Annotated in this window: 24 protein-coding genes and 1 pseudogene; 12 read left to right on the forward strand and 13 right to left on the reverse strand. The window is 72.9% G+C overall.

The window, feature by feature from the left end; all coding sequences use genetic code 11:
- Window positions 1-4 precede the first annotated feature (4 nt).
- A complete protein-coding gene (gene moeA, locus BST44_RS11805; RefSeq protein WP_083177293.1) occupies window positions 5-1,210 on the forward strand; it encodes a molybdopterin molybdotransferase MoeA in 1,206 nt (401 codons plus the stop codon).
- On the opposite strand, the gene BST44_RS11810 is transcribed toward moeA, so the two are convergent.
- Window positions 1,207-2,406, reverse strand: a complete 1,200-nt coding sequence (locus tag BST44_RS11810; RefSeq protein ID WP_083177294.1) for an MFS transporter — start codon at window positions 2,404-2,406, stop codon at window positions 1,207-1,209. The genes moeA and BST44_RS11810 overlap by 4 nt on opposite strands.
- Window positions 2,407-2,471: 65 nt before the next feature.
- Between BST44_RS11810 and BST44_RS11815 the strand changes: the two genes are divergently transcribed.
- From BST44_RS11815 to BST44_RS11825, 3 genes are read left to right on the forward strand one after another with little or no spacing between them, the layout of a single operon-like run.
- Window positions 2,472-3,194: a phosphatidylserine decarboxylase gene (locus BST44_RS11815; protein ID WP_083177295.1), complete on the forward strand. Its 723-nt coding sequence runs from the start codon at window positions 2,472-2,474 to the stop codon at window positions 3,192-3,194.
- A complete protein-coding gene (gene pssA / locus BST44_RS11820) occupies window positions 3,191-4,054 on the forward strand; it encodes a CDP-diacylglycerol--serine O-phosphatidyltransferase (protein ID WP_083177296.1) in 864 nt (287 codons plus the stop codon). The genes BST44_RS11815 and pssA overlap by 4 nt, the downstream gene beginning before the upstream one ends.
- The gene (locus BST44_RS11825; RefSeq protein ID WP_083177297.1) at window positions 4,051-6,228 is read left to right on the forward strand and encodes an AAA family ATPase; all 2,178 of its coding nucleotides are present in this window, start codon (window positions 4,051-4,053) and stop codon (window positions 6,226-6,228) included. The genes pssA and BST44_RS11825 overlap by 4 nt, the downstream gene beginning before the upstream one ends.
- On the opposite strand, the gene BST44_RS11830 is transcribed toward BST44_RS11825, so the two are convergent.
- Window positions 6,202-6,798 carry a TetR/AcrR family transcriptional regulator gene (locus BST44_RS11830; RefSeq protein WP_083177298.1) on the reverse strand — a complete coding sequence of 199 codons (597 nt, stop codon included), beginning with the start codon at window positions 6,796-6,798 and terminating at the stop codon, window positions 6,202-6,204. The two genes, BST44_RS11825 and BST44_RS11830, sit on opposite strands and share 27 nt — an antisense overlap.
- 21 nt (window positions 6,799-6,819) lie before the next feature.
- On the opposite strand from BST44_RS11830, the gene BST44_RS11835 reads away from it, so the two are divergent.
- Together BST44_RS11835 and BST44_RS11840 are read left to right on the forward strand one after the other, a co-directional pair.
- Window positions 6,820-7,605, forward strand: coding sequence for a DUF2867 domain-containing protein (locus BST44_RS11835; protein WP_083177299.1), 786 nt, complete (start codon window positions 6,820-6,822; stop codon window positions 7,603-7,605).
- Window positions 7,602-8,498 (forward strand): SDR family NAD(P)-dependent oxidoreductase, encoded by an 897-nt coding sequence (locus tag BST44_RS11840; RefSeq protein ID WP_083177300.1) that lies wholly within the window; start codon window positions 7,602-7,604, stop codon window positions 8,496-8,498. The genes BST44_RS11835 and BST44_RS11840 overlap by 4 nt, the downstream gene beginning before the upstream one ends.
- Before the next feature lie 102 nt (window positions 8,499-8,600).
- On the opposite strand, the gene BST44_RS11845 is transcribed toward BST44_RS11840, so the two are convergent.
- The 7 genes from BST44_RS11845 to napA are packed head-to-tail and all read right to left on the reverse strand — an operon-like array spanning window position 8,601 to window position 13,747.
- Window positions 8,601-9,413, reverse strand: a complete 813-nt coding sequence (locus tag BST44_RS11845) for an enoyl-CoA hydratase/isomerase family protein (RefSeq protein ID WP_083177301.1) — start codon at window positions 9,411-9,413, stop codon at window positions 8,601-8,603.
- Entirely contained in the window at window positions 9,410-10,432 is a 1,023-nt protein-coding gene (locus tag BST44_RS11850) for a TIGR03617 family F420-dependent LLM class oxidoreductase (RefSeq protein ID WP_083177302.1), read from the reverse strand. Before BST44_RS11850 ends, BST44_RS11845 begins: the two co-directional genes overlap by 4 nt.
- 21 nt (window positions 10,433-10,453) lie before the next feature.
- Entirely contained in the window at window positions 10,454-11,080 is a 627-nt protein-coding gene (locus BST44_RS11855; RefSeq protein ID WP_083177303.1) for an LON peptidase substrate-binding domain-containing protein, read from the reverse strand.
- A complete protein-coding gene (locus BST44_RS11860) occupies window positions 11,080-12,210 on the reverse strand; it encodes a glutamate--cysteine ligase (protein ID WP_083177304.1) in 1,131 nt (376 codons plus the stop codon). The genes BST44_RS11855 and BST44_RS11860 overlap by 1 nt, the downstream gene beginning before the upstream one ends.
- Window positions 12,200-12,919: a superoxide dismutase[Cu-Zn] gene (gene sodC / locus BST44_RS11865; RefSeq protein ID WP_083177305.1), complete on the reverse strand. Its 720-nt coding sequence runs from the start codon at window positions 12,917-12,919 to the stop codon at window positions 12,200-12,202. Before sodC ends, BST44_RS11860 begins: the two co-directional genes overlap by 11 nt.
- A 24-nt stretch (window positions 12,920-12,943) precedes the next feature.
- Window positions 12,944-13,420 (reverse strand): LytR C-terminal domain-containing protein, encoded by a 477-nt coding sequence (locus tag BST44_RS11870; RefSeq protein ID WP_083177306.1) that lies wholly within the window; start codon window positions 13,418-13,420, stop codon window positions 12,944-12,946.
- A gap of 18 nt (window positions 13,421-13,438) precedes the next feature.
- On the reverse strand, window positions 13,439-13,747 hold the full coding sequence (napA, locus tag BST44_RS11875) for a nucleoid-associated protein NapA (RefSeq protein WP_007167558.1): 309 nt from the start codon (window positions 13,745-13,747) through the stop codon (window positions 13,439-13,441).
- Between the two features lie 202 nt (window positions 13,748-13,949).
- Here napA and BST44_RS11880 point away from each other — a divergent pair, with 202 nt between their 5' ends.
- The 5 genes from BST44_RS11880 to BST44_RS31460 all read left to right on the forward strand — a co-directional run bounded on the left by BST44_RS11880 (window position 13,950) and on the right by BST44_RS31460 (window position 21,351).
- Window positions 13,950-14,543: a peptide deformylase gene (locus BST44_RS11880; RefSeq protein ID WP_083177307.1), complete on the forward strand. Its 594-nt coding sequence runs from the start codon at window positions 13,950-13,952 to the stop codon at window positions 14,541-14,543.
- The gene (locus BST44_RS11885) at window positions 14,543-15,271 is read left to right on the forward strand and encodes a GNAT family N-acetyltransferase, cg3035/Rv0428c family (RefSeq protein ID WP_083177308.1); all 729 of its coding nucleotides are present in this window, start codon (window positions 14,543-14,545) and stop codon (window positions 15,269-15,271) included. The genes BST44_RS11880 and BST44_RS11885 overlap by 1 nt, the downstream gene beginning before the upstream one ends.
- A gap of 164 nt (window positions 15,272-15,435) precedes the next feature.
- A complete protein-coding gene (locus BST44_RS11890) occupies window positions 15,436-16,242 on the forward strand; it encodes an exodeoxyribonuclease III (protein ID WP_083177333.1) in 807 nt (268 codons plus the stop codon).
- 211 nt (window positions 16,243-16,453) lie between these two features.
- Window positions 16,454-16,894: a hypothetical protein gene (locus tag BST44_RS11895; protein WP_083177309.1), complete on the forward strand. Its 441-nt coding sequence runs from the start codon at window positions 16,454-16,456 to the stop codon at window positions 16,892-16,894.
- Window positions 16,895-16,914: 20 nt separating this feature from the next.
- On the forward strand, window positions 16,915-21,351 hold the full coding sequence (locus BST44_RS31460) for a cation-translocating P-type ATPase (RefSeq protein ID WP_083177310.1): 4,437 nt from the start codon (window positions 16,915-16,917) through the stop codon (window positions 21,349-21,351).
- Here BST44_RS31460 and BST44_RS31465 read toward each other — a convergent pair.
- Window positions 21,317-21,394, reverse strand: a pseudogene (locus BST44_RS31465) (hypothetical protein); the annotation flags it as partial. The gene BST44_RS31460 and the pseudogene BST44_RS31465 sit on opposite strands and share 35 nt — an antisense overlap.
- Before the next feature lie 63 nt (window positions 21,395-21,457).
- Here BST44_RS31465 and BST44_RS11905 point away from each other — a divergent pair.
- Window positions 21,458-21,733, forward strand: a complete 276-nt coding sequence (locus BST44_RS11905; RefSeq protein WP_007167554.1) for a hypothetical protein — start codon at window positions 21,458-21,460, stop codon at window positions 21,731-21,733.
- Window positions 21,734-21,751: 18 nt separating this feature from the next.
- Here the strand turns inward: BST44_RS11905 and BST44_RS11910 are convergent, their stop codons facing one another.
- The 3 genes from BST44_RS11910 to BST44_RS11920 form a co-directional block, all read right to left on the reverse strand.
- Window positions 21,752-25,600, reverse strand: coding sequence for a SpoIIE family protein phosphatase (locus BST44_RS11910; RefSeq protein ID WP_083177311.1), 3,849 nt, complete (start codon window positions 25,598-25,600; stop codon window positions 21,752-21,754).
- A complete protein-coding gene (locus BST44_RS11915) occupies window positions 25,597-25,959 on the reverse strand; it encodes an STAS domain-containing protein (protein ID WP_083177334.1) in 363 nt (120 codons plus the stop codon). Before BST44_RS11915 ends, BST44_RS11910 begins: the two co-directional genes overlap by 4 nt.
- A 93-nt stretch (window positions 25,960-26,052) precedes the next feature.
- On the reverse strand, window positions 26,053-26,760 hold the full coding sequence (locus tag BST44_RS11920) for a PAS and ANTAR domain-containing protein (protein WP_244184795.1): 708 nt from the start codon (window positions 26,758-26,760) through the stop codon (window positions 26,053-26,055).
- Between the last annotated feature and the right edge of the window lie 47 nt (window positions 26,761-26,807).

Genomic DNA, 26,807 nt, shown 5'->3' on the forward strand with positions numbered 1-26,807 from the left:
GCGGGTGCGGTCGGTCGAAGAACATCAGCGCGTCGTATCCGAACTGATCCGTCCCCGGCCGGCGGCCACCGCCGCGCTCGCCGAGGCGCAGGGGCTGGTGCTGGCCGACGACGTGGTCGCGACGCTGGCGCTGCCGGTCTTCGACAACTCCGCGATGGACGGGTACGCGGTGCGCGCCGAGGACACCTCGGGCGCCTCCCCCGAGCACCCGGTGGTGCTCGAGGTCGCCGAGGACATCCCCGCCGGGCGCACCGACGAGCTGACGCTGCGACCCGGTACCGCGCACCGCATCATGACCGGCGCGCCGCTGCCCGCCGGCGCGACGGCCGTCGTGCCGGTCGAGGACACCGACGGCGGCGTGGACGTCGTGTCCATCCGCGCGCCGCGCGAGCCCGGCAAGCACATCCGGCGCGCGGGCGAGGACGTCGCTCCCGGCACCACGGTGCTGCGGCGCGGCCAGGTGGTCACCCCCGCCGTGCTCGGCCTGGCCGCGGCGCTGGGTATGGCCGGGCTGCCGGTGCTGCCGCGCCAGCGGGTGCTGGTGATATCGACCGGCTCCGAGCTGGTGCCGCCGGGCGGCTCGCTGCGGCCGGGGCAGATCTACGAGTCCAACTCGATCATGCTGGCCGCGGCCGTCCGCGACGCCGGCGCCGACGTGATCGAGGTGGCGACCGCCGAAGACGATGTCGCGCAGTTCGGCTCGCTCATCGACCGGCATGCCGGCCAGGCCGACCTGATCATCACCAGCGGCGGGGTCAGCGCCGGCGCCTACGAGGTGGTCAAGGACGCGTTCGGCCGCGACGGCGACCAGGGTGTGGAGTTCGTCAAGGTGGCGATGCAGCCGGGCATGCCGCAAGGCATCGGCCGGGTACGTGGCACGACGATCGTCACCCTGCCCGGCAACCCGGTCAGCGCGCTGGTGTCCTTCGAGGTGTTCATCCGGCCCGCGCTGCGCACCGCGATGGGCCTGCCCGACCCGGACCGGCCGCACCGGGCCGCCGTGCTCACCGAGTCGCTCACCTCGCCGCGCGGCAAGCGGCAATTCCGCCGGGCGGTGCTGGACCGCGACGCGGGCACCGTGATCAGTTACGGCCCGCCGGCCTCGCATCACCTGCGCTGGCTGGCGTCGGCGAACGCGCTGCTCGACATCCCCGAGGACGTGGTGGAGGTGTCGGAGGGAACCGAGCTGCAGGTCTGGGACCTGACCTAACCCGCGGGGGTGGCCACCTGCCGGTGGAATTCGTCCGCCCGGTCGAACGCGGCGGCGCATCGGATCGCGACGGCGACGACCGTCATCAGCACCGGGATCGTCGCCAGGGCCGCCGACAGCCCGACCCGGTCGGCCAGATGGCCGATCAGCGGCGGCCCGAGCAGGTAGCCCAGCCAGCCCGTCGCGGCGACGAGCGCGATCGCCGAGCCCGCCCCGCCCGCGCCGTAGGCGGCGCTGAACGCGGTCGGCACCAGCAGCGCCACCCCGACCCCCAGGCACGCGAAACCGGCAACGCTGACAGCGGGATTCGCCGTCGCCAGCGTCACGCTCATGCCCGCCGCGGCGAACAGCGCGAGCGCCGGCAGCAACCGGCGGGCCGACAGCCGCGCGTGCAGGCGAACCGCGCCCAACCGGGTGACGACCATCGTCAACGTGTAGGCCGCGTAGCTCAACGCGGCGACCCCGGAACCGGCGCCGACGACGTTGCGCAGGTAATTGGCCGACCAGTCGGTGGCGGCGCCCTCGCACAGGAACGACACGAAGGCGACCGCGGCGAGGATCGCGACGGCCGACGTCAGCCAGGCCCGCCCGGACCCCGGCGGGGGCGGCGCCGCGGCCGCGGGGTCCGGGATCAGCCCGCGCGCCGTCGCCGCCACCACGATCAGCACCAGCAGCCCGACCCCCGCCAACTGCGGTGTCAGGCCGACGCCCGCGCCGACGCACCCGGCGCCGATCAGCGCGCCCAGCAACGCGCCCAGGCTCCACATGCCGTGGAAGCGGGCCATGATGGGCGCGTGCGCCCGGCGCTCGACCGTGCCCGCCTGGGTGTTCATCGCGACGTCCAGCCCGCCCTGGAACATCCCCCACACCGCCAGCGCCGCGAACAGCCACGCCCCGGACCGGGCCAGCCCCACGCTGGTCCCCGCCAGCGCGTAGCCGGCGGCCGTCACGGGAACCAGCCGGTGGCTGCCCCAGCGCGGCAGCGCCCAGTGGCTGCCCAGCGTGGCGATCACCGACCCGAGCGGCGCCCCGAACAGCGCCGTCCCCAACGCCGCGTCGGACAGGCCGAGGTCGGCCTTGACCTGGGGGATGTGGGCGGCCCACGAGGAGAACGCCATGGCGTGGGCCACGAACACCGCGGTGACGGCGATCTTGGCGCGGCGCAGCCGCGGCGACACCTGATCGATCGGATCCATATCGAAGGTGGGCGTTCCCCGTGCGGGCGGGAACCAACCGGCCGCTCCTTTCGTAAGATGGCCGCGTGGCACGACGCCCCCGCCCTATCGGCCCCACGGCCGAGGATCCGACGTTCAGCCCCCAGCACGCGTTGGAGTTGGTGCGCTCGACCGTCCCGCCGGTGCATCCGGCCGGCCGCCCGTTCATCGCCGCCGGCCTGGCGGTGGCGCTGGCCGGCCGCAAACACCGGTGGATACGGCGGACCGGCCTGCTGGCGGCGGGCGCCTGCGCGGGGTTCTTCCGCCATCCGCCGCGGGTGCCGCCGACCCGCCCCGGCGCGATCGTCGCGCCGGCCGACGGGGTGGTGTGCGTGATCGACGCCGCCGCCCCGCCCGCCGAACTCGGCATGGGCGACGCGCCGCTGCCGCGGGTCAGCATCTTCCTTTCGCTGCTGGACGCCCACGTCCAGCGCGCGCCGGTGAGCGGTGAGGTGGTCGCCATGCAGCACCGGCCCGGGCGTTTCGGGTCGGCCGACCTGGCCGCCGCCAGCACCGAGAACGAACGCACCAGCCTGCGGATCCGCACCCCCACCGGCGCCGAGGTGGTGGCGGTGCAGGTGGCCGGGCTGTTGGCGCGGCGCATCATCTGCGACGCGCGGGTCGGGGACAAGCTGACGGTCGGCGACACCTACGGCCTGATCCGGTTCGGCTCCCGGCTCGACACCTACCTGCCGGCGGGCGCCGAACCGTTGGTCCGGGAGGGCCAGCGCGCGATCGCCGGCGAGACCGTGCTGGCCGAGCTGCCATGATCAGCAAGCCGCGCGGCAGGCGGTCGGTCAACCTGCAGATCCTGCCCAGCGCGATGACCGTGCTGTCGATCTGCGCGGGGCTGACCGCGATCAGGTTCGCCCTCGAACACCAGCCCAAGGCGGCGATGGCGCTGATCGCGGCGGCCGCCATCCTGGACGGGCTGGACGGCCGGGTGGCCCGCATCCTGGACGCCCAGTCGCGAATGGGCGAGGAGATCGACTCGCTGGCCGACGCGGTGAACTTCGGGGTGACCCCGGCGATCGTGCTCTACGTGACCCTGCTCGGCAGGTCCCCGGCCGGCTGGGTGGTGATCCTGCTGTACGCGGTGTGCGTCGTGTTGCGGCTGGCCCGCTACAACGCGCTGCAGGCCGACGGCAGCCAGCCGGCGTACACCCACGAGTTCTTCGTCGGCATGCCGGCGCCGGCGGGCGCGATCTCGATGATCGGCCTGGTCGGGCTCAAGCTGCAGTTCGGCGAGGGCTGGTGGACGTCGACGGCGTTCCTGTGCATCTGGATCACGGGGACGTCGATGCTGATGATCAGCAAGATCCCGATGCGCAAGATGCACGCCGCCGCCGTGCCGCCCAGCTGGGCCGCCCCGCTGCTGGCGCTGCTGGCGATCTGCGCGGCCGCCGCGGTGCTGGCGCCCTACCTGTTGATCTGGGTCATCATCGTCGCCTACCTGTGCCACGTGCCGTTCGCCGTGCGCAACCAGCGCTGGCTGGCGGCGCACCCCGAGGCGTGGGCCGACGAACCCAGGCAGCGGCGCGCCGCCCGCCGGGCGATCCGCCGGGCGCAGCCGCACCGCCGGTCGATGGCGCGGCTGGGGCTGCGCAAGCCGGGTGGGCGCCTGCCATGAGCCTGCCGGGCGACGAAGCGGCCCGTCAGCTCACGCTCACCGCGCGGTTGAACACCTCCGCCGTCGACTCGCGGCGCGGCGTCGTCCGCTTGCATCCGAGCGCGGTCGCCGCGCTGGGCATCCGGGAGTGGGACGCGGTGGCGCTGACGGGCTCGCGGACCACCGCGGCGGTGGTGGGGCTGGCCGGGCCGGATACCCCGGTCGGCACGGCGCTGCTCGACGACGTGACGTTGTCCAACGCCGGGCTGCGCGAGGGCACCGCGGTGATCGTCGGCGCGGTCACCGTCTACGGCGCCCGCTCGGTGACGCTGTCCGGCTCGTCGCTGGCCAGCCAGTCGATCTCGCCGGTCACCCTGCGGCAGGCGCTGCTGGGCAAGGTGCTGACCGTCGGCGACGCCGTGTCGCTGCTGCCCCGCGATCTCGGCCCGGGAACCTCAACGTCGGCCGCCACCCGCGCGCTGGCCGCCTCGGTCGGCATCAGCTGGACCTCGGAGCTGCTGACCGTCACCGGGGTCGACCCGCGGGGGCCGGTCAGCGTGCAGCCCAACTCGCTGGTCACCTGGGGCAGCGCGGTGCCGTCCGGGGCCGCGCTGTCGCGGGAGTTCGTCGACGTCGCCAGCCCGGAGACCGTCGTCGAGGAGCTGAAGGGATCGCAGCCGCAGGCGGCCAAGCTCGCCGAATGGCTCAAGCTCGCGCTCGACGAGCCGCACCTGCTCAAGACGCTGGGCGCCGGCGCCAACCTCGGCGTGCTGGTGTCTGGCCCGGCCGGGGTCGGCAAGGTGACGCTGGTGCGCGCGGTGTGCGACGGCCGCAGGCTGGTCAAACTGGACGGCCCGGAGGTGGGGGCGCTGGCGCCCGACGACCGGCTCAAGACCGTCGGTTCGGCGGTGCGGGCCGTCCGCGACGGCGGCGGCGTGCTGTTGATCACCGACGTCGACGCGCTGCTGCCGGCCACCCCCGAGCCGGTGGCCGCCCTGATCCTGGGCGAGCTGCGCACCGCGGTGGCCACCGAGGGCGTCGCGCTGATCGCCACCTCCGCCCGGCCCGACCAGCTCGACGCCCGGCTGCGCGCGCCGGACCTGTGCGACCGGGAGCTGAGCCTGCCGCTACCCGACGCCGGCACCCGCAAGGCGCTGCTGGAGTCGCTGCTCAAACAGGTGCCGGCCGGTGCGCTCGACCTGAACGAGATCGCCGCGCGCACACCGGGTTTCGTGGTCGCCGACCTGGCCGCGCTGCTGCGGGAGGCGGCGCTGCGGGCGGCGTCGCGGGCCAGCACCGACGGCCGGCCGCCCGAGCTGAGCCAGGAGGACCTGCTCGGCGCGCTGACGGTCATCCGGCCGCTGTCCCGCTCGGCCAGCGAGGAGGTGACCGTCGGCAACGTGACCCTCGACGACGTCGGCGACATGGCCGAGGCCAGGCAGGCGCTGACCGAGGCCGTGCTGTGGCCGCTGCAGCACCCCGACACCTTCGCCCGGCTGGGCGTCGAACCGCCGCGCGGGGTGCTGCTGTACGGGCCGCCAGGCTGCGGCAAGACCTTCGTGGTGCGCGCGCTGGCCAGCACCGGGCAGCTGTCGGTGCACGCCGTCAAGGGTTCCGAGCTGATGGACAAGTGGGTGGGCAGCTCGGAAAAGGCCGTCCGCGAACTGTTTCGGCGCGCCCGCGACTCCGCCCCGTCGCTGGTGTTCCTCGACGAGATCGACGCGCTGGCGCCCCGGCGCGGGCAGAGCTTCGACTCGGGCGTGAGCGACCGGGTGGTCGCTGCGCTGCTCACCGAGCTCGACGGCGTCAACCCGCTGCGCGACGTCGTCGTGCTGGGCGCCACCAACCGGCCGGACCTGATCGACCCGGCGCTGCTGCGCCCGGGCCGGCTGGAGCGCCGGGTGTTCGTCGAACCGCCCGACGCCGCCGCCCGCCGCGAAATCCTGCGCACCGCGGGCAAATCCGTCCCGCTCAGCGACGACGTCGACCTCGACGAGGTCGCCGCCGGGCTGGCCGGCTACAGCGCCGCCGACTGCGTGGCGCTGCTGCGCGAGGCGGCGCTGACCGCGATGCGGCGCTCCATCGACGCCACCGACGTGACGGCCGCCGACATCGCGGCCGCGCGCCAGGTCGTGCGCCCCTCACTGGATCCCGCGCAGCTGGAGGCGCTACGGGCCTTCGCCGAAGCTCCGTAGCACGGCCAGCGCCGACGCCGCGACGTCGTCTTCCAGCCAGGCGGGCATCGGGTCGTCGTGGGCGTGCCGGCGCACCACCGCGTAGGGCAGGTCCGCCACCGCCCGCGCGACCGCGTCGACCGAGCGCGGCTTGTCGTTCCCGTACAGCCGGCGGGCCAGCACCGCGATCCGCTCGGTCAGCGGCGCGTTCATCGCGGCCAGCGTCTCCCGGAACGCCGCGTCGGGTTCCTCGTCGAGCAGGTCGCCGGGCCGGATCGTCAACAACAGCCGGGCGTCCCCGGGCAGCTCGCGCGCGAAGCTGACGGCGGCCACGGCCATCGCGACGGCGGTGTCCGTGGGTGTCTCGCCGTGCGCGGCCAGCGCCCGCGCCTGGAAGCGTTCGAGCGCCCGCAGCCACGCCGCCGTCAGGATGCCGTCGCGGTTGCCGAACCGGTGATACAGGGTGCCGGCGGGGGCGCCGCTGGCCTTGGCGATGGCGGCGACGCTGGCCGCCCGGGGTCCGCCGTCGAGCACCAGCGCCCGCGCGGCGTCGAGGATCACATCGGTTTCGTGCTTCCGCGGAGGCGCCACGATCTAGTACATTCCTTCTATATGGAACGATTACCCTATATCGATGAGCATGCCATAACCGTCGCCGCCGGGCGCGCGGACACGTGGGCCGCGCTGCTGCGGGTGCTGTGCCGGGACCCGGGCGACCCGGCGACCGTGCCGGCCGGCTTCGTGCTGGACGAGGCGCGACCGCCCGCGCGGTTCGCGCTGAAGGGCCGGCACCCGTTCGCGGTGTACCGATGGGTGTTCGAATTGGAGCCCCTGACGGGCACGCGCACCCTGGTGCGCGCGGCCACCTGGGCGGCCTTTCCCGGCCCGCACGGCAGGGCCTACCGGGCACTCGTCATCGGCACGGGTGGGCACCGCGTCGCCGTCCGGTGGACGCTGAACCGGATCGCGCGTGCCGCCGAGCGGGCCGACTACACCGACATCTTCGAAGTCCCTCTCCCCCAAGGTGATTCGCGCACCGCCGAGGAGACGTTCCGCGATGCGGTGGGGCGTGGATCCGGTGGGGGCGCCGTCTTGTGGATCCACCGCCACGTCCTGCGGTTCGCCCTCGGGCCACCTTCGTCGCCCGATCACCTGATCGGCTGGACGATCGCCCGCTCGGATCCCGACGAGCTCGTGCTGACCGCGAGCGGGCCGCTGATGGCCGGCGAGCTGACACTGCGGCGCCGCGACGACCGGCGCGCCGGCCTCACCACCCGCGTGCATTACCGCCGCAAGCTCACCGCCCGAACCGTCTGGGCCGTCGTCGGCCCGCTGCATCGGGCCGTGGCGCCGCGGCTGATGGCCCGCGCCGCGGTATGGCAGCCTATAGCGGCATGACCGGGCACCCGACCGCGCGCGATGTCGTCGACGGAATCGACCTGTCCGGCAGGGTCTGTGTGGTCACCGGCGCGTCCTCCGGGCTGGGGCGCGAGTCGGCCCGGGCGCTGGCCGCCGCTGGCGCGCGCGTCGTCCTGGCCGCGCGCAACCTCGCGGCCCTGGCCGAGACGGCCGGGTGGATCGCCGCCGAGGTGCCGGGCGCGCGCACCTCGACCGTCGAGCTCGACCTCACCGCGCTGGCCGGCGTGCGGGCGGCGGCTCGCGCGATCCACGACATCGCCCCGGCCGTCGACGTGCTGATGAACAACGCCGGCGTGATGTTCACGCCGTTCGGCAGGACGCGCGACGGCTTCGAGATGCAGACGGGCACCAATCATTTCGGGCATTTCGAGCTCACCCGGCTGCTCGTCCCGCAGCTCGCCGCCGCCGGTGAGGCCCGGATCGTCAACCTGTCGTCGGGCGGTCACGCCCTGGGCGACGTCGACTTCGACGATCCGCATTGGGAGCGGCGCGACTACGACAAGTTCGTCGCCTACGGCGCGTCGAAGACGGCGAACATCCTGCACGCCGTGGAGGCCGACCGCCGCCTGCGCGACCGCGGCATCCGCGCCTACGCCGTCCATCCCGGCACCGTCGGCACTTCGTTGGCGCGCCACATGTCCAGGGCCGACTTCGCGCGGCTGCGCGAGTTGGCCGCCGGGCCCCTGGACGTCGTCGCGCCCGATCGCGGCGCGGCCACCCAGGTGTGGGCGGCTGTCGGCCCGGAGCTGGCCGGCCGGGGCGGCTTGTATCTCGAAGACTGCCGGGTCGGCGAACCCGCGCCCTACGCCCGCGACGCGGCGCGCGCGGCCCGGTGGTGGGAGCTCTCCGAGCGGTGTTGCGACAGCACGTGAAACGAGTGTGCGGCCACGAATTCGCGGGTGAGCGTGGGGCGGTGTTGGCGGCGGATTCCCGCTCTGGACGCACACTCGAGTGCGCCAGCGCACGCTCGAAACTTACGTCCCCGGCAACGGCGTCCACTCGCGGGACAGCCGGGAGGTGAACGACGGCGGCCGGTGCTCCAGGAACGCGGCGACCCCTTCACGCGCGTCGGCGGTGCCCATCACCCGGTGGTGCAGCTGCGATTCCAGCGCGGCGACCTGGCGCGGGGGGTAGCCGTTGATCGCGGTGTCCCACAGCAGCCGCTTGGTCAGGGCCGCCGACATCGGCGCCACGTTGACGGCGATGTCGCGGGCCACCGCGACCGCGTGGTCGAGCACCTGGCCGGCGGGCAGGGCCCGGCTGGCGATGCCGAGCCGCACGGCCTCGGCCCCGCCGAAGGTTCGCCCGGTGAGCAGGATGTCCGCCGCGACGCCCAGCGTGGTCAGCTGGGCCAGCGTCCAGTGCGCCATGCAGTCGGGGATCACGCCCCGGCGGACCTGCACCACCGCGTATTTGGCGTCGTCGGCGACGACGCGCAGGTCGGCCTGCAGGGCGATGGTCAGTCCGATGCCGATCGCGTGGCCGTTGACGGCGGCGATCACCGGCTTGCGCAGTTCGAACGCCGCCGGGGTGATCGGCGAGGCCGAGAACCCGTCGCCGGCGGCGTCGAACGGGCTTGTGCCGCCGGAGAAGTCGGCCCCGGCGCAGAAGGCGCCGCCCGCGCCGGTGACGACGATGGCCCGGACGTCGTCGTCGCCGTCGCAGTCGGCGTACGCCCGGCTGAGCAGCGCGCCCATCTCGGCGGTGTAGGCGTTGAGCCGCTCGGGTCTGTTCAGCGTGAGTACCGCCACGCCCGCCTCGACGGCGACCGTCAGATCCGGGCTCATCGCAGGGCCGGGGTGCGGTGCAGGGCGCCGATCAGGTCGGCGAGGTCCGCGGCCGCCGGCGTGTAACCAGGGAAGTAGCAGCACACCTCGCCGGCGTGTCCGGAGAACCGGTCGGCGATCTGGCGCGCGCATTCCTCCGGGGTGCCGACGATCCCGATCCGGGCCACCACCTCGTCGCCGATGAGGCGGCGCATCTCGGCGAACCGGCCCTGTTTGGACAGCGCGTTGAGCTCGGGCTGCGCGTCGGCCCACCCCTCGGCCTCGAGGACGGGCAGATAGGCGGGCGTCGAGCCGTAGAACGAAATCAGCGCCGCCACACCGTCGATCGCGGCGGACAGGTCGGCGTCGTCGCGGCCGACGGCGACCATGGCCTGGGCGATGATCTGGAAACCGTCGGCCGTCCGCCCCGCGCGGCGCAGCCCCTCGGCGATCGCGGGGACGGTGCGCTCGGCGAAGTGGCGGGCGCTGTTGAACGGCATCACCAGCAGGCCGTCGGCCACCTCCGCGGCCGTGCGCGTCATCACCGGCCCCAGCGCGCCCAGCAGCACCGGCGGCGGCCCGAACGGGTTGGGGCCCGGGTTGAAGTTAGGCGCCATGATGGTGTGGGTGAAGAATTCGCCGCGAAAGTCCAGGCGGCCCCGCCCTTCCCAGGCCGCGAAGATCGCCTTGATCGCGCCCACGGTTTCGGCCATCAGTGCGGCCGGGCTCTCCCACCTACTGCCGTAACGCTTTTCGATGTGCGCCTTAACCTGCGAGCCCAGGCCCAGCCGGAACCGGCCTGCGCTGTAGAGCTGCAGGTCATAGGCGGCGTGGGCCAGGTGCAGCGGGCTGCGCGGCGGGGCGATCGCCACGTTGGTCATCAGGTCGAGCCCGGTCGCGCCGGCCGCGAGTACCAGCGGGAAGAACACGTCGTGCTGGCCCTCGAAGGTGAACAGGCCGTCGGCGCCCGTCGCCGCGATCTCGGCGGCGCTGGCAGCCGCGCGCACCGGCGAGCCGTCGACCTGCAGCTGTACCTTCATCGAATCCCCTGTCGGACAGTTTTATTCGGAGAGCTGGAACTCCACCACCTCGGCGACCGCGTCGACGGCCTCGCGCAGCGCCGCCGCCCGCTCGGCGGCCGAGGCCGCCGAGAGCACCGTGTACCGGTCGGCCGTGCCGATCGGGATGCGGACGGCCAGTGCGTACAGGCGCCGTCCGGGGTCGCCGGCGGTGTCCTCGCCCAGCAGCGCCGCGCGGTCGGGCAGCGGCACGCCCCGCGCCTCGGCGATCCGCGCGAACAGGGCCATCGCCCGGTCCTCGACGTCGAGCAGCTGGGCCGCGGTGACCGGCTCGCCCGGCTCGTCGGGCCACGGCGTCACCGCCGCCCGCGGGTAGGGGTCGTCGGGCAGCCACGCCGACACCCGGATCCGCTCCCCGGTCCGGCAGAGGACGGAGTACCGGCCCGCACCGTGGTCGACGCATTCGGTGACGGCGGCCAGAACGCCGACCTCGCAACGGGAGTCGCCGCCGCCGACCTCGCGTCCGCGCGAGATCAGCACCACGCCGAACGGATCGCCGGTGTCCAGGCAGTGCCGCACCAGCGCGGCGTAGCGGGGCTCGAAGATCCGCAGCGGCAGGTCCTGGTCGGGCAGCAGCGCCGACTCCAGCGGAAACATCGCCAGCTCCATCAGATCTCCAACTCGCCCACCAGCGCGTCGACGACGGCCCGCAGGTCGCCGTCGTGTTCCTCGGCGACGCGGCGCTGCCGCTGATACGAGGCGCCGCGCCGGGGGATCTCGGCCACCGCGGCCAGCTCGTCGGCGCAATGCAGCGATTCGGCGACGGGCTCGAGCCGGTTCAGCACCTCGTCGAGGTCCTCGGTGACGAGGCGCTCGTTGCTGTCGGCGTCCTGGATGATGATCGCGTCCAGCCCGTACCGGGCGGCGCGCCACTTGTTCTCCTGGTTGTGCCACGGCGGCATGGTCGGCAACGTCTCGTCGGCCTCCAGCCGGCGGTCCAGGTCGACCACCAGGCAGTGCGTGAGGGCCACCAACGCGCCCAGCTCGCGCAGGTTGGAGACGCCGTCGCAGACCCGCACCTCGATGGTGCCCAGGTGCGGCGAAGGCCGGATGTCCCAACGGACTTCGTCGACATGGTCGATGATCCCGGTCTTCTTCTGGTCGTAGACGAACCCCTCGAACTCCGCCCAGGTCTGGAACTGGAACGGCAGGCCGGCGGTAGGCAACTGCTGGAACATCATCGCGCGGTTGCTGGCGTAGCCGGTGTCCACGCCCGTCCACCACGGCGAGGACGCCGACAGCGCCAACAGGTGCGGGTAGTACTTCAACAACGACGTCATGATCGGCATCACCTTGTGCGCCGAGGAGATCCCGACGTGCACGTGCACGCCCCAGATCAGCATCTGCCGCCCCCACCACTGGGTGCGCTTGATCAGTTCGGCGTACCGCGGTGCGTCGGTGAGTTTCTGGGTGGACCACTGCGCGAACGGGTGGGCGCCGGCGCTGAACAGCTCCATTCCCCGGTCGCGGACGATCCGGTGGGTGGGGCCCAGGGTCTCGCGCAGATCTCCCATCGCCTCCCCGGCGGATCTGCACACGCCGCTGACGACCTCGACGGTGTTGCGCAGCAACTCCTTGTGCACGCGCGGGTTCTCGCCGATCTCGGCGATCACCGCCGTGGCCTCGTTGCTCAGGTCGCGCGTCTGCGCGTCCACGAGCGCGAACTCCCACTCCACGCCGAGGGTCGGCCGCGGCGAACGGGCGAAATCGATGCGCGCGTTATGCCTGTTAGCCGGCACCGATCACACCGCACGCCACCCGCTTGCCGGCGTCACCCGTGCTCATCGTCGTCTGGTCGGGCCCCGGCGTTCCGTTGCTCTGGCTGTAGCGCTCCGGCGGGATGTTGGCGAAGTTGTCGGCGCCGGCGTGGATGATGATCGCGGTCTTCTCGCCGGTGAGCAGGTCGTCCATGGCGAAGGCGTCCGTGGTGGTCATCAGCATCCCCGACCCGTCCTTGCGCACCTGCAGCGAGGTCAGGTCACCGCTGGCGGGCTCGGCGGCGTGCCCGGGCGCCTGGAAGTGCCCGCCGGCGGACAGGAAGTCGCCCGGCGCGCCGCCGGTCGGGGCGACCGAGTTGGGCTCGCACTTGCCGACCTTGTGGATGTGCACCCCGTGGAAGCCGGGCGTCAGCACCCCGTTGGCGGTCGTCTCGATGGTGACGGTGGCGTAGCCGTTGTTGAACTGGAACGTGGCGGTCGCGACCTGGGTGCCGTCGGGCGCCTTCAAATGCGTGACGACGCTCGGCCCCGACGGTGCGGCGACGGGCCCGCCCTCCGGGGTGCCGGCCTCCGCCGGCGCCGGCGAACCGGTCCACACCGCCGGCGTGGTGCCCGGCGAGGACGAGGCGTGCTGGGGCGACGAACACGCGCCCAGCACTGCGACGCAAGCGGCGGCGGAAAGCGCGGAAACGGTGACGGCGGCAGTGCGGTGACCGGCGAGCTGAGGCATAGCGGAAGCCTAGTCGCTGCGGGGTCAGCCCGTAACGAGGACGATGACCCCGGGTGGCTGGCCGGCCAGCGCGGGGATGCGGGGTTCGACCGGCGCGCCCAGGTTCTTGCCCACCGCGTCGGCGGTCGCGTGCTCGTCGTCGGCATCGGTGTAGTACACCGTCGTCGCCGACACCTCCGGCACGGTCAGGTTGTCGACCTTGGTGACCTTGAAACCGGCGGACGTCAGCTGATCCTTGGTCTTGGCGGCCACGCCCTCTTTCGAGGAGATGTTGTAGACCTGCACCTCGGACTGGTTCGCCGCGGGCTTGGCGCTCGTCGGCGTGGCCGACGAGCTGGTGGCCGTCGCCGTGGAGGCGGCCGACGCCGAGTCGTCATCCGAGCTGCCGGACGACCCCAGCGCCTGCCAGCCGAGCAGCAGGAAAATGACCCCCAGGAACAACAGCACCATCACCATCGCCCGTAGGGGAAGCCCCGTGGAGTCGGGGACTCGCTCTTTCATCGAGCCCACTGTAGCGAGTCAGGTCACCTCGAAGCCGAGGCGCCGCGCCGCCCGCGCCTTCTGGCGGCTGGCACGCAGCCGCCGCAACCGCTTCACCAGCATCGGGTCGGCGGCCAGCGCCTCGGGCCGGTCGACGAGCGCGTTGAGCACCTGGTAGTAGCGCGTCGCCGACATGGAGAACAACTCTTTGATTGCTTCTTCTTTTACGCCCGCGAATTTCCACCACTGACGTTCGAAGGCGAGGATGTCGTGTTCGCGGCGGGTGAGGCCATCTGCGATCTCGGCATCGTCCCCCGATCGATTTGCCCGCGCCATGGCGCTGTCCATATAGCTTCCCCTGGACCCTTCCGGCGAATTCTCGGCTGCTCTAATGACTTGACTTACCTGAGGGCGTGTTTCGGCGAATATTGAACCACGGCGCAAACCCTCAAGCCGTGATCCAGACCCGCGAGTCGGCCGATTGGCTCAGATCGCCCGCGGAAAGATCGCCGGCTCCGACGCGCCCGGGCGTGCGGTAGCTTAGCCGACCATGGCAGTCGTACCGATCCGGATCGTCGGCGATCCGGTCTTGCACACCCCGACGCATCCGGTGCCCGTCGGCGCCGACGGGTCGCTGCCGGCGGACCTGGCGGCGTTGATCGCCGACATGTACGACACCATGGACGCCGCGCACGGAGTCGGCCTGGCCGCCAACCAGATCGGTGTCGGCGTGCGGGTCTTCGTCTACGACTGCGCCGACGACCGCGGCCGGACCGACCGGCGCCGCGGCGTGGTGGTCAACCCGGTGCTGGAAACCTCCCAGATCCCGGAGACCATGCCGGATCCCGACAACGACGACGAGGGGTGCCTGTCGGTCCCCGGCGAGTCGTTCCCGACCGGCCGCGCCACCTGGGCGCGGGTCACCGGCCTGGACGCCGAAGGCAAGCCGGTCGAGATCGAGGGCAGCGGCCTGTTCGCGCGCATGCTGCAGCACGAGACCGGCCACCTGGACGGCTTCCTGTACCTGGACCGTCTGATCGGCCGGCACGCCCGCAGCGCGAAGCGCGCCGTCAAGGCGCACGGCTGGGGAGTGCCCGGCCTGTCATGGCTGCCCGGTGAGGGGCCGGACCCCTTCGGGCACTGATGTTCTCGTGGCCGGACCCGGGCACCCGGGTGACGCTTCGGTACCGGCGCCCGGAAGGCTCGGTCCCGCCGCTGACCGACGCGGTGGGACACCTGTTGTCGGTCGATCCGGTGGTGCGCGTCCGGACCAAGTCCGGCGCGGTCGTCGAGGTCGGCCCCGACGACGTGGTCGCGCTGCGGGTGCTGACCGACGCTCCGGTGCGCACCTCCGACATCCGGGCGCTCGAGCGTGCGGCCGCCGCGGCGTCGCCCGGCGCCGAAGAGGCCTGGCTCGAGGGCTGGCTGCTGCGCGCGGGAAACGGCGTGGATATCGCTGTGCCGCTGGATGTTTCGGCCAGCCCTGGCGCTGGCCCCGCGATCGCGGCGTGGTACGAGCGGCGCGGCCTGCAGGCGCGGCTGTGCGTTCCGGATCGACTGCTGGCGCTGCCGCCCGGGCGCGACGCGCAATACACCGAGCGCGTGCTGGTGCGCGGCGTCTCCGCTTCGGCATCGGGCGAACCCGGTCCCGACGGCGCGCGCTGGGTGGGCCGCTCGGCCACCGGCGACGACGAAACCGTCACGGCGGCCTGCGAAGAGCTGCTGGACCGCGCCGCGGCGTGCGGCGCGAACCGCGCCTATCTGGTCGTTCCGGGCGACACCGCGACGGCGGTCGCCGGCGCGCTCGGCTTCCGGGAACACCACCGCCGCCGCTATTTTCCGGCCCGCTCCCCCGGCTGGGATACGGTCTAGCCATGACTGTTGGCGGCGACCCGCAAAGCCCGGCTTCGCCGCGCTCGCGATCCCCGCTGACCGACGGCGGCGACCCGCAACGCCCGGCTTCGCCGCGCTCGCGATCGCCGCTGACCGACGGCGGCGACCCGCAACGCCCGGCTTCGCCGCGCTCGCGATCGCCGCTGCGGCTGGCCACCTGGAACGTGAATTCGATCCGCAGCCGCCTGCCGCGCGTCGTCGACTGGCTGGCGCGCGCCGACGTCGACGTGCTGGCCATGCAGGAGACCAAATGCTCCGACGGCCAATTCCCCACCCTGCCCTTCTTCGAACTCGGCTACGAGGTGGCGCATGTGGGGTTCAACCAGTGGAACGGCGTGGCGATCGCCTCGCGGGTCGGCCTCGACGACGTGCAGGTCGGTTTCGACGGCCAGCCCAGCTGGAGCAGCAAGCCGGAGGTGGCCGCGACGGCCGAGGCCCGCGCGCTCGGCGCCACCTGCGCCGGCGTCCGGGTCTGGAGCCTCTACGTGCCCAACGGCCGGGCGCTGGGCGATCCGCACTACACCTACAAGCTGGAATGGCTTGCCGCGCTCCGTGATACGGCGGCCGGCTGGTTGCGCGACGATCCGGCGGCGCAGATCGCGCTGGCCGGTGACTGGAACATCGCGCCCACCGACGACGACGTCTGGAGCACCGACTTCTATGCCGGTGCCACCCACGTCTCCGAGCCCGAGCGCCGCGCGTTCGCCGCCATCGTCGACGCCCAATTCACCGACGTGGTAAGGCCTTTCGCGCCAGGCCCGGGCGTGTACACGTACTGGGACTACACCCAGCTGCGGTTCCCGAAACGGCAGGGCATGCGCATCGACTTCATCCTCGCCTCGCCCGCGTTGGCCGACCGCGTGACCGACGCCCAGATCGTCCGCGAGGAGCGCAAGGGCAAGGCCGCCAGCGATCACGCGCCGGTGCAGATCGACATAAGGCGGGGCTGAATCGCGCTTATCGCCCCGACGCGGCGCAGGCGACCAGGTTAAGCTCACGCAAATTAAATGCGGCTGCTCGTTGTCTGCGCGTTTGCGAGGTGGCAGGCTTTGATTGTTAGAAGCAGATACAATGTTTTTTTGCTGTTAACGATGCGTTCAGCGGGTGCGCCCCGCTGGTGACGCGGGTTTCGCGGCAAGGGCAGAAAGCCAGGGAGTCAGCATGAGTGTCATCGGCGGAGCGGTCCGGGGCGTAGGTCAGGCGGTGAGTCGCGCGGCGACCACGACGACCGCGGCCGCCGGCGCGGTGGGTGGCGCGGCGGTCAACGGGGTCATCGGCGGCGTCACCGGCGCCGCCGAGGGCATCAAAAAGGGCATGAGCAGCGGCAGCCACTCGGCGCCGGCCGCCGCGGTGGCGTTCGGCGCGCTGGGCGTCGCGGGACTGGTCGAGTGGCCGGTGCTGCTGGCGGTCGGCGGCAGCGCGCTGTTGCTGCAGCGGCTGAGCCGCAAGCAGGAACCGCCCAACGCGGCCAAGGCGAACCTCAAGGCGGTGCCCGTGGAACCGGCGCCGCAGAAGGCCGCGCCGCAGAAGGCCGCCAAGTCGACGGCCAAGAAGGCCGCGGGGCGCCGGGCCGGCGCCGCCGAGTTGCGTAGCACCAACTAACGGGACTTTCCGAAGACGCTTTGAGCATTGCGACCGCGATACGACGTTCGACTCCGTTGCGCGCCGTCGCGGCGGGCGTGCAGGCGACCACCTCCCTCGTCGAGGCCGGCATCACCATCGCCGCGATTCCGCTGCGCGAGGGTGCCCGGGCGATCTCGGTCGAGCTGCCCCAGGACATCCGGGCGCCCCTGAGCCGACGCTGTTGGCGCGGCGCGGAGCGCGCCTGGATCGAGGTGCGCGGGCTGGACGGCGCCCCGGACGGGGCGCTCGGGCGCTCGGTGCTCGACGCCGTGCTGTCTTACCCCGGGGTCGCGTCGGCCGCCCTGAACTACCCGCTGTCGCGGGTGGTCGTCACCCTCGACGCCGCGGACACGTCGCTGCGCGACCTGTGCCGCCTCGTCGACGACGCCGAGAGGCGTTGTGCTGCAACACCCGTCGCAATCCGGCCGGCACCCCCGACGAGTCTGCCCGGCGACGGCGTGGTGCTGGCGACCCGGGCCGCCACCGCGGCGGCCGGCGCCGCCGGGCTCGGCATCGCGCTGACCGGCCGGGCGCTGCGCTGGCCGCGCATGCCCGTCGGCGTCCTGGCGGCCGTGGTGGCCGTCGACTACCAGCCGTGGCTGCGCCGCCTGCTCGAAGACCGGATCGGCCGGCCCGCCACCGACACCGTGCTGACGCTGGCGGTGACGGCCGCGGAAACCGTCACGCTGTCCCCCGCGTCGTTGTCGGTGGGCCTGCTGATGCAGTCGCTGAAGGCCGCCGAATGCCGCGCGGAGGCGCGCGCCTGGGTCGAGCACGAGCCCCGGCTGGCCGCCCACGCCGATCACCCGCGCACCGACCCGTCGGCGGGCGCCAAGCCGCCGCGCGGCCGGCCGGCCGACCACCACGCCGGCCGGTTCGCGCTCGTCCAGGCGATCAGCGCCGGGGTCGTCGGCGCCACCACCCGCAACCTGCACCAGGCGGCGCTGGCGGTCCTGGTCACCACCCCGGCGGCCAACCGCACCACCCCGGAGGCCTTCGCCGCCGCGCTCGGCCGGGGGCTGGCCGACCGGCACGCCGTGCTGGCGCTGCGTCCGGAGGCGCTGCGCCGGCTGGACCGGGTGGACGCCATCGTCATCGATCCCCGGGTGCTGTGCAGCACGAGCCTGCGGGTGTCGCTCATCCGGGGCGCCCGGGAGGCCGAACTGCCCGCGGCGTGGTCGCGCGCCACGCTGATGCTGGAAAACCAGCGTCTGCGTCCCGGCTGGCACCCGGTGCCCGGGATATCGGCCAATGAGCCGAATGGCGAAGTGGAGGCGCTGCTCTGCTTCACCCACGACCCGTTGGCGTCGGCCGTCGTCGCCGAGGCGCACCGGACGGGATCGGAGTTGGTTTCGGTCGAGGACGATTCGCTGGGCGAGCTGCGCCCGGCCTTCGACGAGATCAGGCCGCTGGCGCGGGGTTCCATCGACGGCGCCCTGGCGGGCGCCGTGGCGGATCTGCGGGAGGCGGGCCGCACTGTCGCGGTGCTGTCATCGCCCGGGGCGCAGGCGATTTGGTCGGCCGACGTGGCGCTGGGCATGCTGCCCGGGCCCGAAGCCGGGCCGCCGCCGTGGTACGCCGACCTGCTGCTGCCGGACCTGGGGGCCGCCTGGCGGGTACTGCACGCGGTGCCGGCGGCCCGGGCCGCGGCGCAGCGCGGCGTGGGGATCTCGGCGGGCGCGACGGCGATGGGCTCGCTACTGATGATCCCCGGTGTCCGCGGCATCGGGCGCGGGCCGGTGACCAGCGGCGCGGCGGCCGGTCTGATGTCGGGCTACCTGTTGGCGCGCGGCGTCATCAATGCGGACGCGCCGCGCGCGGCGCCCGTGCGGGAATGGCACGCGATGGCGGTCGAGCACGTCCGCAGGGCGTTGCCGCCGCCCGATTCCGAGCCGGCCGGTGACCCGCGCCGGCTCGCGCTGGCCTCGCTCGGCGCCGCCCAGCCCGAGACGCCTGGGCACGCGTTTCTGCAGTTCCTGGCCGCCGTCCGCGCCGAGTTGACCGACCCGCTGACGCCGGTGCTGGCGCTCGGCTCGGCGGCCAGCGCGGTGCTGGGCTCGCCGGTCGACGCCGTCCTGGTCTTCTCGGTGTTGGCCGGCAACTCCATGCTCGCGGCCAGCCAGCGGCTGCGAGCCGAGAATCGGCTGAATCACCTTCTGGCGCAACAGATCCCGCCTGCCCGCAAGGTGGTGTCCGGCCCGGACGGGGATCGGGCGTACGCGGACGTCATCGCGGCGCAGCTGCAGCCCGGCGACGTCATCGAGGTCCGCACCCACGAGGTGGTGCCTGCCGACGCGCGGATCGTCGAGGAGGTCGACGTCGAGGTCGACGAGTCGACGCTGACCGGTGAGTCGCTGTCGGTGGAGAAGCAGGTCGAGCCGACGCCCGGCGCCGCCCTCGCCGAACGCCGCTGCATGCTGTACGCCGGGACGACCGTGGTGGCCGGCACCGCGGTGGCGGTGGTGACCGCGGTCGGGGCCGACACCCAGGAGCGCCGCGCCGCCGAACTGGTGTCGGCCGAGATGTCGTCGGACATCGGGCTGCAGCACCAGCTCAGCCAGCTCACCAACCGGGCCTTCCCGGTCAGCATGACCGGCGGCGCGCTGGTCAGCGCGCTGGGCCTGCTGCGGGGATCGGTCCTGCGCCAGGCGGTCGCCAGCGGCATCGCGATCGCCGTCGCGGCCGTTCCCGAGGGGATGCCCCTGGTGGCCACCCTGGCGCAGGCGGCGTCGGCGCGACGGCTGACGAAGTTCGGCGCGCTGGTCCGCGTTCCGCGTTCGGTGGAGGCGCTCGGCCGCATCGACGTCGTCTGCTTCGACAAGACCGGGACGCTCAGCCAGAACCGGCTGCGGGTGGCCGAGGTCGTCGCCGCGCCGGGAACGTCGCGCGACGAGGTGCTGCGCTGCGCCGCGCGCGCCGCGCCGCCCACCAACGGCAACCCGCACGTGCACGCCACCGACGTCGCCATCGTGGAGGCCGCCTCGGCCACATCGGCGGCCGCGAACGGCCACCACCCGACCGCGCCCGTCGCGCACCTGCCGTTCCGCTCCGGCCGGTCGTTCTCCGCCTCCGTCACCGACACCGAGCTGGCCGTCAAGGGCGCGCCGGAAGTGGTGCTCGCCGCCTGCGGGCAGGTGAGCGGCGCGATGGCGGAGACGGTCGCCCGGATGGCCGGCAGCGGCCTGCGGGTGATCGCGGTGGCGCGCCGGCAGCTGAGCGCCGCCGAGGCGCGGGCGATCCGGCAGGAACCCGACGACATCGCCGATCTCGCCCGGGACGGGCTGACCCTGACCGGGTTCCTGGGCCTGTCCGATACGCCGCGCGCCGAGGCCGCCGGCCTGCTCGCGGACCTGCGCCGGCTCTCGGTGGGCGTCAAGCTGATCACCGGCGACCACCCGATCACCGCCCGGGCCATCGCCGAGGAGCTCGGGCTGAGCGTGACCGCGGGGCAGGTGATCAGCGGCGCCGAATGGGATGCGTTGTCGCGCAAGGACCAGGAGCGCGTCGTGACCGAGCGGGTGATCTTCGCCCGGATGACCCCGGAGAACAAGGTGCAGGTCGTCCAGACCCTGGAGAGCGCGGGCGTGCGCACCGCGATGGTCGGCGACGGGGCCAACGACGCCGCCGCCATCCGGGCGGCCACCGTCGGCATCGGCGTCGTCGCCGGCGGCAGCGACCCGGCGCACATGGCGGCCGACGTGGTGCTGGTCGACGCCCGCATCGAGGGTCTGCGGCACGCCATCGAAGAGGGGCGCCAACTCTGGCAACGGGTGCAGGCGGCCGTGTCCGTGCTGCTGGGCGGCAACGCCGGCGAGGTGTTGTTCGCGATCGTGGGCAGCGCGATCACCGGGACGTCACCGCTGAACACGCGGCAGTTGCTGCTGGTGAACATGATGACCGACGCGCTGCCGGCGGCGGCGCTGGCGGTGAGCAAGCCCAGCGGCCCGATCGACCCGGGCGTCCGGGGCCCGGACCAGCCCGCGTTGTGGCGCGCGGTCGCCATCCGCGGCGTCACGACCGCGGCGGCCACGACGGCGGCGTGGGCGATGGGCAGCGTCACCGGCCGTCCGCAGCGGGCGTCCACCGTCGCGCTGGTCGCCCTGGTGGGCGCGGAGCTGGGTCAGACGCTGCTGGATTCGCACGCCCCGCTGGTGGTGTTCACCGCGGCGGGCTCACTGGTGGCAATGGGGACGCTGATCAGCATCCCGGTGGTCAGCCAGTTGCTCGGCTGCACACCGCTGGGTCCGGTCGGCTGGGCGCAGGGGCTGGGATCCGCCGCCGCGGCGACGGTCGCGATCGGCGTGGCGAATCGTGCGCTGACGGGTCGGGACAAACCGGCCGACGACCGCCTTGAGGTGCGTGAACCTCGACGACCCCGGCGCGCCACAGCAGCGCATAGAGTTCCAGTAACGGCACCTTCAGCACCCGAGCGATAGATGAGACCAGCGGATCGCCCCCGGTGTCGGTCATCGTCGACATAAGTCCGACGGTGGCCGCACGACCCGGCGAGTCGGCAAACCCTTCGTTACCGAAAGGCAAATCATGGCGGAAAAGAAGTCGCGCAGGGGGACGTCGCAGCGCGAGGCGGTGGAAAAGATCCGCGAGGGCGAAACGTTCCACGTGAACCTCCCGGTGCTCGGCCAGATGGAGATTCCCCGGCCCGAGCAGTTGGCCTATTTCGGGGGCCTGGCCGCGCTGGCGGCCTTCGAGCTCATCGACTGGCCGGTGGCGGTGGTGATCGCCGCCGGACACTTCCTGGCCAGCAACCACCACAACAAGCTGCTCGAGGAGCTCGGCGAGGCCATGGAAGACGCCTAGCGGACGCCTAGCAGATTCCTAACCGGCGCCGAGGGCACGGTCGAACCGCAACGTGACCCGAGTGCCCCCGGGGGTGCGCAGCGTGTCGACGTGGTCGGCCAGCCCACCGATCAGGGTCAGGCCGCGGCCGCGGCGCCGGCTGCGCAGGCTGGCCGACGAATCGCCCACCCACCGCCCGGTGTCGCTGACGGTGACCGCGACCGTCCGCTGACGCAGGAAGGCCTCCACCGAGACCGTTCGGCGCGCCTCGCCGTCGCTGCCGTGCTCGATCGCGTTGGTCACGGCCTCACCGGTCGCCAGCAGGATGTCCAGCTCCTGCTTCGGGGCCACGGCGACGCCGGTCAGCCAGTCGCGCAGCCGCTCGCGCGCGACGGGAATCTGATCGGGCACGGCCGTCACCACGGTGGCGAAGCTGCGCGGGGTTTCGTGGCTCGGCCGCAGCGCCAGCACGACGACGTCGTCGCGGTAACCGGCGGGCGGTGCCAGCCGGGAGAGCAGCTCGGCGCAGACCGACTCGACCGGGAGGTCGGCGCATTCCGCGGCCGCGGCCTTGAGGCGGTCGAGGCCGTCGTCGAGCGTCTCGCCGGCGCGCTCGATGAGCCCGTCGGTGTAGAGCAGGATCAGGCCGCCCGGCGGCAGGTTGGCCGTCGCGGTGGCGTCGGCCGGGTAAGTGTCGGCATGGTGTTCCTTGATGGCGACCGGCAGGCGGCGGCCGGAGGTCAGGAACGCCGCGCGGTGGTCCGGGAAGACCAGCAGCGGGTAGGGGTGGCCGGCGCAGCTGTAGCTGAGGGTCGCGCTACCGGTGTCCGGTTCCGGGTCGACGAGGGCGTAGGCCACGGTCGCGCAGCGCGCACCCGCCACGCTGGCGCCGTAGCGGTCGAGCGCCCCCAGCACCGAGCCGGGTTCACCCGCGGTGAGGGCCGAGGCGGCCACCGCGGCGCGCAGCCGGCTCATCACGATCGCGGCGGCCAACCCGTGCCCGACGACGTCGCCCACCGAGATCGCCACCCGGCCGCCGCGGCCCAGCGGGGTGACCGAATACCAGTCGCCGCCGACGCGCATCGCCTCCCCGGCCGGTTGGTACACCGCGGCCACGACCGCCGCCGTCGAGCCGCGGTCCAGGTCCAGCAGCTGCTCCTGGAATTCGACGGCGATCCGGTGTTCGCGCGCCATGACCCGGACGCGGTCCAGGGCCGAGGACGTCAGGTCGGCCATCCGGGCGAACGTGTCCAGTTCGGCGGCGTCGAACCGGCGCGGAGCGGACCACAGCAGGCCCAGCACGCCGATGACGCGGCCCGTGTGATCCCGCAACGGATGGGCGACGCAGGCGCGAACGCTGCCGGCGGTGTCCTGCACCGCGTGCCGATAGCGCGGGGGCAGGTCGAACGTGTCGGTGATGACCATCGACTCGCCGGTGCGCACGACGTCGGCCCCCACCACCGGGGAGTCGAGTTCGGTCACGTGGTAGCGGTCGCGCAGCTCGCCGGGCAGGTGGCCGGCGTAGTCGAACCGGATGTGCCGGTCGCCGTCGAGGACGCCGATGGTGACGGTGGCGGCGTCGGCCGAGCCGAACGAGGATTCCAGCAGCGCGTCCAAAATCCCGGCGACCGAATCGGTGGCCTGCAGCGCGGAGTCGAGTTGCACCAGATCGGAGGCCGCGGCGCGGCGCTGCCGGTCGCGCTCGCGGGCGACCGTCGACAGCCGCGACCGCACCCGGTCGACCAGCTCCCGGGACCGGAACGGCTTGGGCAGGTAGTCGTCGGCGCCGCCGGCGTAGCCCTCGTCGACCGCCTCCGCGCCGGCCCGGGCGGACAGCATGAGGACCGGTGTGGCCGCCAGTTCCGGGTCCGCGCGGACGGCCGACACCAGCTCGAAGCCGTCGATGCCGGGCATCATGACGTCGGTGACGATCGCATCCGGGCGCAGATTTCGGGCCGCCGCCAGCGCCGACTCGCCGTCCGCGGCCACGACGGTCTCCCAGTGCGCCGAGAGCACCCGGTCCAGATGGTGGCGCATGTCGGCGTTGTCGTCGGCGATCAGCACCAGAGGGCGCGACCGCTCGGGCGCGGCCGTCGGCCCGTGGGGTTGCGACGCGGGCGTCAGCCACTGACGGGCCTCCGCCACATACGGGTTGGTCTCGTCCAGGGCGCCGACGGGCGCCTGATCGGCCGCCGTGCCGGCGGCCGAGCGCGGCAGCCGGATGGTCACCGTCGTCCCGCGGTCCACCTCGCTGTCGACCTCCACCGTGCCGCTGTGCAGCTCGACGAGCCCGCGCACCAGCGAGAGCCCGATCCCGGTGCCCTCCACGCTGCGGCCCCGCAGGTTGTCGGCGCGGTAGAACCGGTCGAACAGGCGGTCCAGATCGTCGGCGGCGATCCCCACCCCGGTGTCGCGCATGGTGACGACGCAGTGCGCCGGTTCGGCGCGCACCCGGACCGAAATCGAGCCCCGCAGCGTGTATTTCACCGCGTTGGACAGGAGATTCAAGACGATGGTCTCCCACATGCCGGGGTCGACGTCGGCCGGCGCCGGGGCGCAGTCCACCACGAGATCGAGGCCCGCCCGGTGGCACAGCTCGGTGAAGGACGACGCGATGTGGGCGGTCAGCGCGCCGACGTCGGTGCACGCCAGTTTCGCGTTCGCGCGGCCGGCCTCGATGCGGGAGAAGTCGAGCAGCGAGTCGACCAGGCGCTGCAGGCGTCGGGCGTTGCGGGCCGCGGTGCTCAGCCGGTCCGCCAGCGCGCTTGCCGGCGCCGCTTCGGCGAGCGCGTCGTCGAGCGGACCCAGCAGCAACGTCAGCGGGGTGCGGAATTCGTGGCTGACGTTGGTCAGAAACGCCGTCTTCGCCCGGTCCAGCTCGGCCAGCGCGTCGGCCCGCTGCCGTTGCTGTTCGTAGGAGACCGCGGAGGCCAGCGCCGCCGACAACTGGTCGGTCAGCAGCTGGCAGAACGCGCGGTACATCGAATCGAGGGGGCGCAGCGGACTGACCCCGATCACCACCGCCCCGGCGTTCGACGTTTCGGCCAGCGGCAACACCAGCGCCTGCCGCGGACAGTTTTCCCCGAAAAGCTCTGTGATGCCAGGGATTACGTCCTCCAGCCGGTCGATGACGCGCGCGGCCCGGGCGCGTGGCGCCGTCTCGCCGCCGGTGAGCCCCTCCAGCGAGCCCGGCAGCAGCCGGCGGATGGACGGCGTGGCCCCGCGTAGCGTGCTGACGTGCGCCCCCTTTCCGTCTCCCGCCATGTAGACGGCGACGAACGGCAGGTCCAGCGGCTGCGCGCCGCACACCGCGACGGCGCCGCCGACCGCGTCGTCGATGGTGTGCGCGTCCATCACGGCGGTTGCCACCGCGTTGAGCAACTGCAGCCGGCGCTCGCTCAACACCCGGTCGGTCGTTTCGATCACCGCGCAGAAAATGGCGGTGACGACGCCGCCGCCGCCGACGATGGGGCTGTAGGTGAAGGTGAAGTACCGCTCCTGGGCCTGCCCGCCGGTCATCAGCGGCAACATCAGGTCGTTGGCCCAGGTCGCGACGCCGGTGTCCAGGACGCTGACGAGCATCGGGGAGATCTGCCGCCAGATCTCCCACCACACCTGGTCGGCGGGACAACCCAGCGCCGCCGGATGTTTGTCCCCCAGGATCTGCGCGTAGGCGTCGTTGTAGATCAGGAAGAGCTCCCGGCCCACCCAGAGCACGATCGGAAACCGCGACGTCAGGGCGACCGCCACGGCGGTCCGGATCTCGGCCGCCCACTGCTGCGGCGGCCCCAACGGGTGGGTGTCCCAGTCGAATTCGGCGAACCGGCGGCCGACCTCGCCGCCCAAACCGACCGCAGCGGCCAGGTCGGCCGGCAGCGCCGGGGTCATTGCTGTCGCTTGCGTTGCAGCGCGTCGGACAGCGTGGGATAGATGTCGAGGATGCGGTCCAGTTCGGTCACCTGGATCGGACGAAGCACCTGGTCGTGGTCGGCCACCAGACGGACCGCCGTGCCGGCTTCCTTGCCTTCGTCGTGGCACTCGAGCACCGCGTTCAGCGCCGCGCTGCCGAAGAAGTCCACGGCTTGCAGGTCCACTACCACCAGCCGGGCCGGGTGCGTCCCGGCCAGCTTGAGGGCGGCGGTCAGGTGAGGGGTTACCTCACCGACGGTACTGGAGTCGACGCCGCCTTTAACGCGCACCACCACAGCGTCGTCGAGTGCCTCGTGTTCCACCGCCAACAACTTCAGCGCCTTTCGCCGTCGTCCCCATCCGCGGCAGCGCCGCTCGGAGTGTAGGAACACTAACTGTTTGCGCGCTCCCGCGTTCGCGTATTCCTCTGGTTACCCAGCGGACTCGGCGGTTATCCGTTCGTGCACCGTCAGCAGCAGGTGATCGAACTGACTCTGCAGCGTCGCCGTCGCTGAATCCAGCGTCGTCGCCTCCGCGAGCAGTTGCCGGGCCAGCGCCCGCAGCTTCACGTTGGTCTCCTGCGACCGCCACTGCAGCACGCGGAAGGCCTGCTCGGCGCTGACCCGGTAGACGAACATCAGCACGCCCTTGGCCTGCTCGATCGCCGCGCGGCTTTCGAACAGGTCCGGCAGCGCCTCGTCGAGCACCTCCTGCCGGGCCTCGTCGAAGGTGTTGGTGAGGTCGATGTAGTAGCCCGCGGTGCCCACCACGGCCCCCGACTCGTCGTGCATGCGGTCGGCCACGACGATCGCGTCGTGCACGTTGCCGGCGGTGTCGAGGAACCGGTGCCGACTGGAGAACGACTCGGCGGACTGCAGCGCGAAGTCGAGCACCTCCTGAACGTGCGCGCGGTCGTCGGGGTGCTTGTGCGACAACAACAGCTTCGTCGTCGGCTCGACGGCTCCCGGTTCGTAGCCGTGCATCCGGGCCACCTCGTCGGACCACTCCCAGCGCTCACCGATGAACCAGAAGCGGAAGGCGCCGACGTTCAGGTGCCGGGCCACCGCCTCGACCGGGCCCGGCTGCTGGCCGCGGGATCCGGCGGGTGTCACCCCCTCCGTGCCCCCTTGCTGTCGCACGTTTGCATTTTTCCATTCAGGGGATCCCATCGGCTACCACCCCGGCC

It is taken from the genome of Mycobacterium scrofulaceum (assembly GCF_002086735.1).
Taxonomy (GTDB): domain Bacteria; phylum Actinomycetota; class Actinomycetes; order Mycobacteriales; family Mycobacteriaceae; genus Mycobacterium; species Mycobacterium scrofulaceum.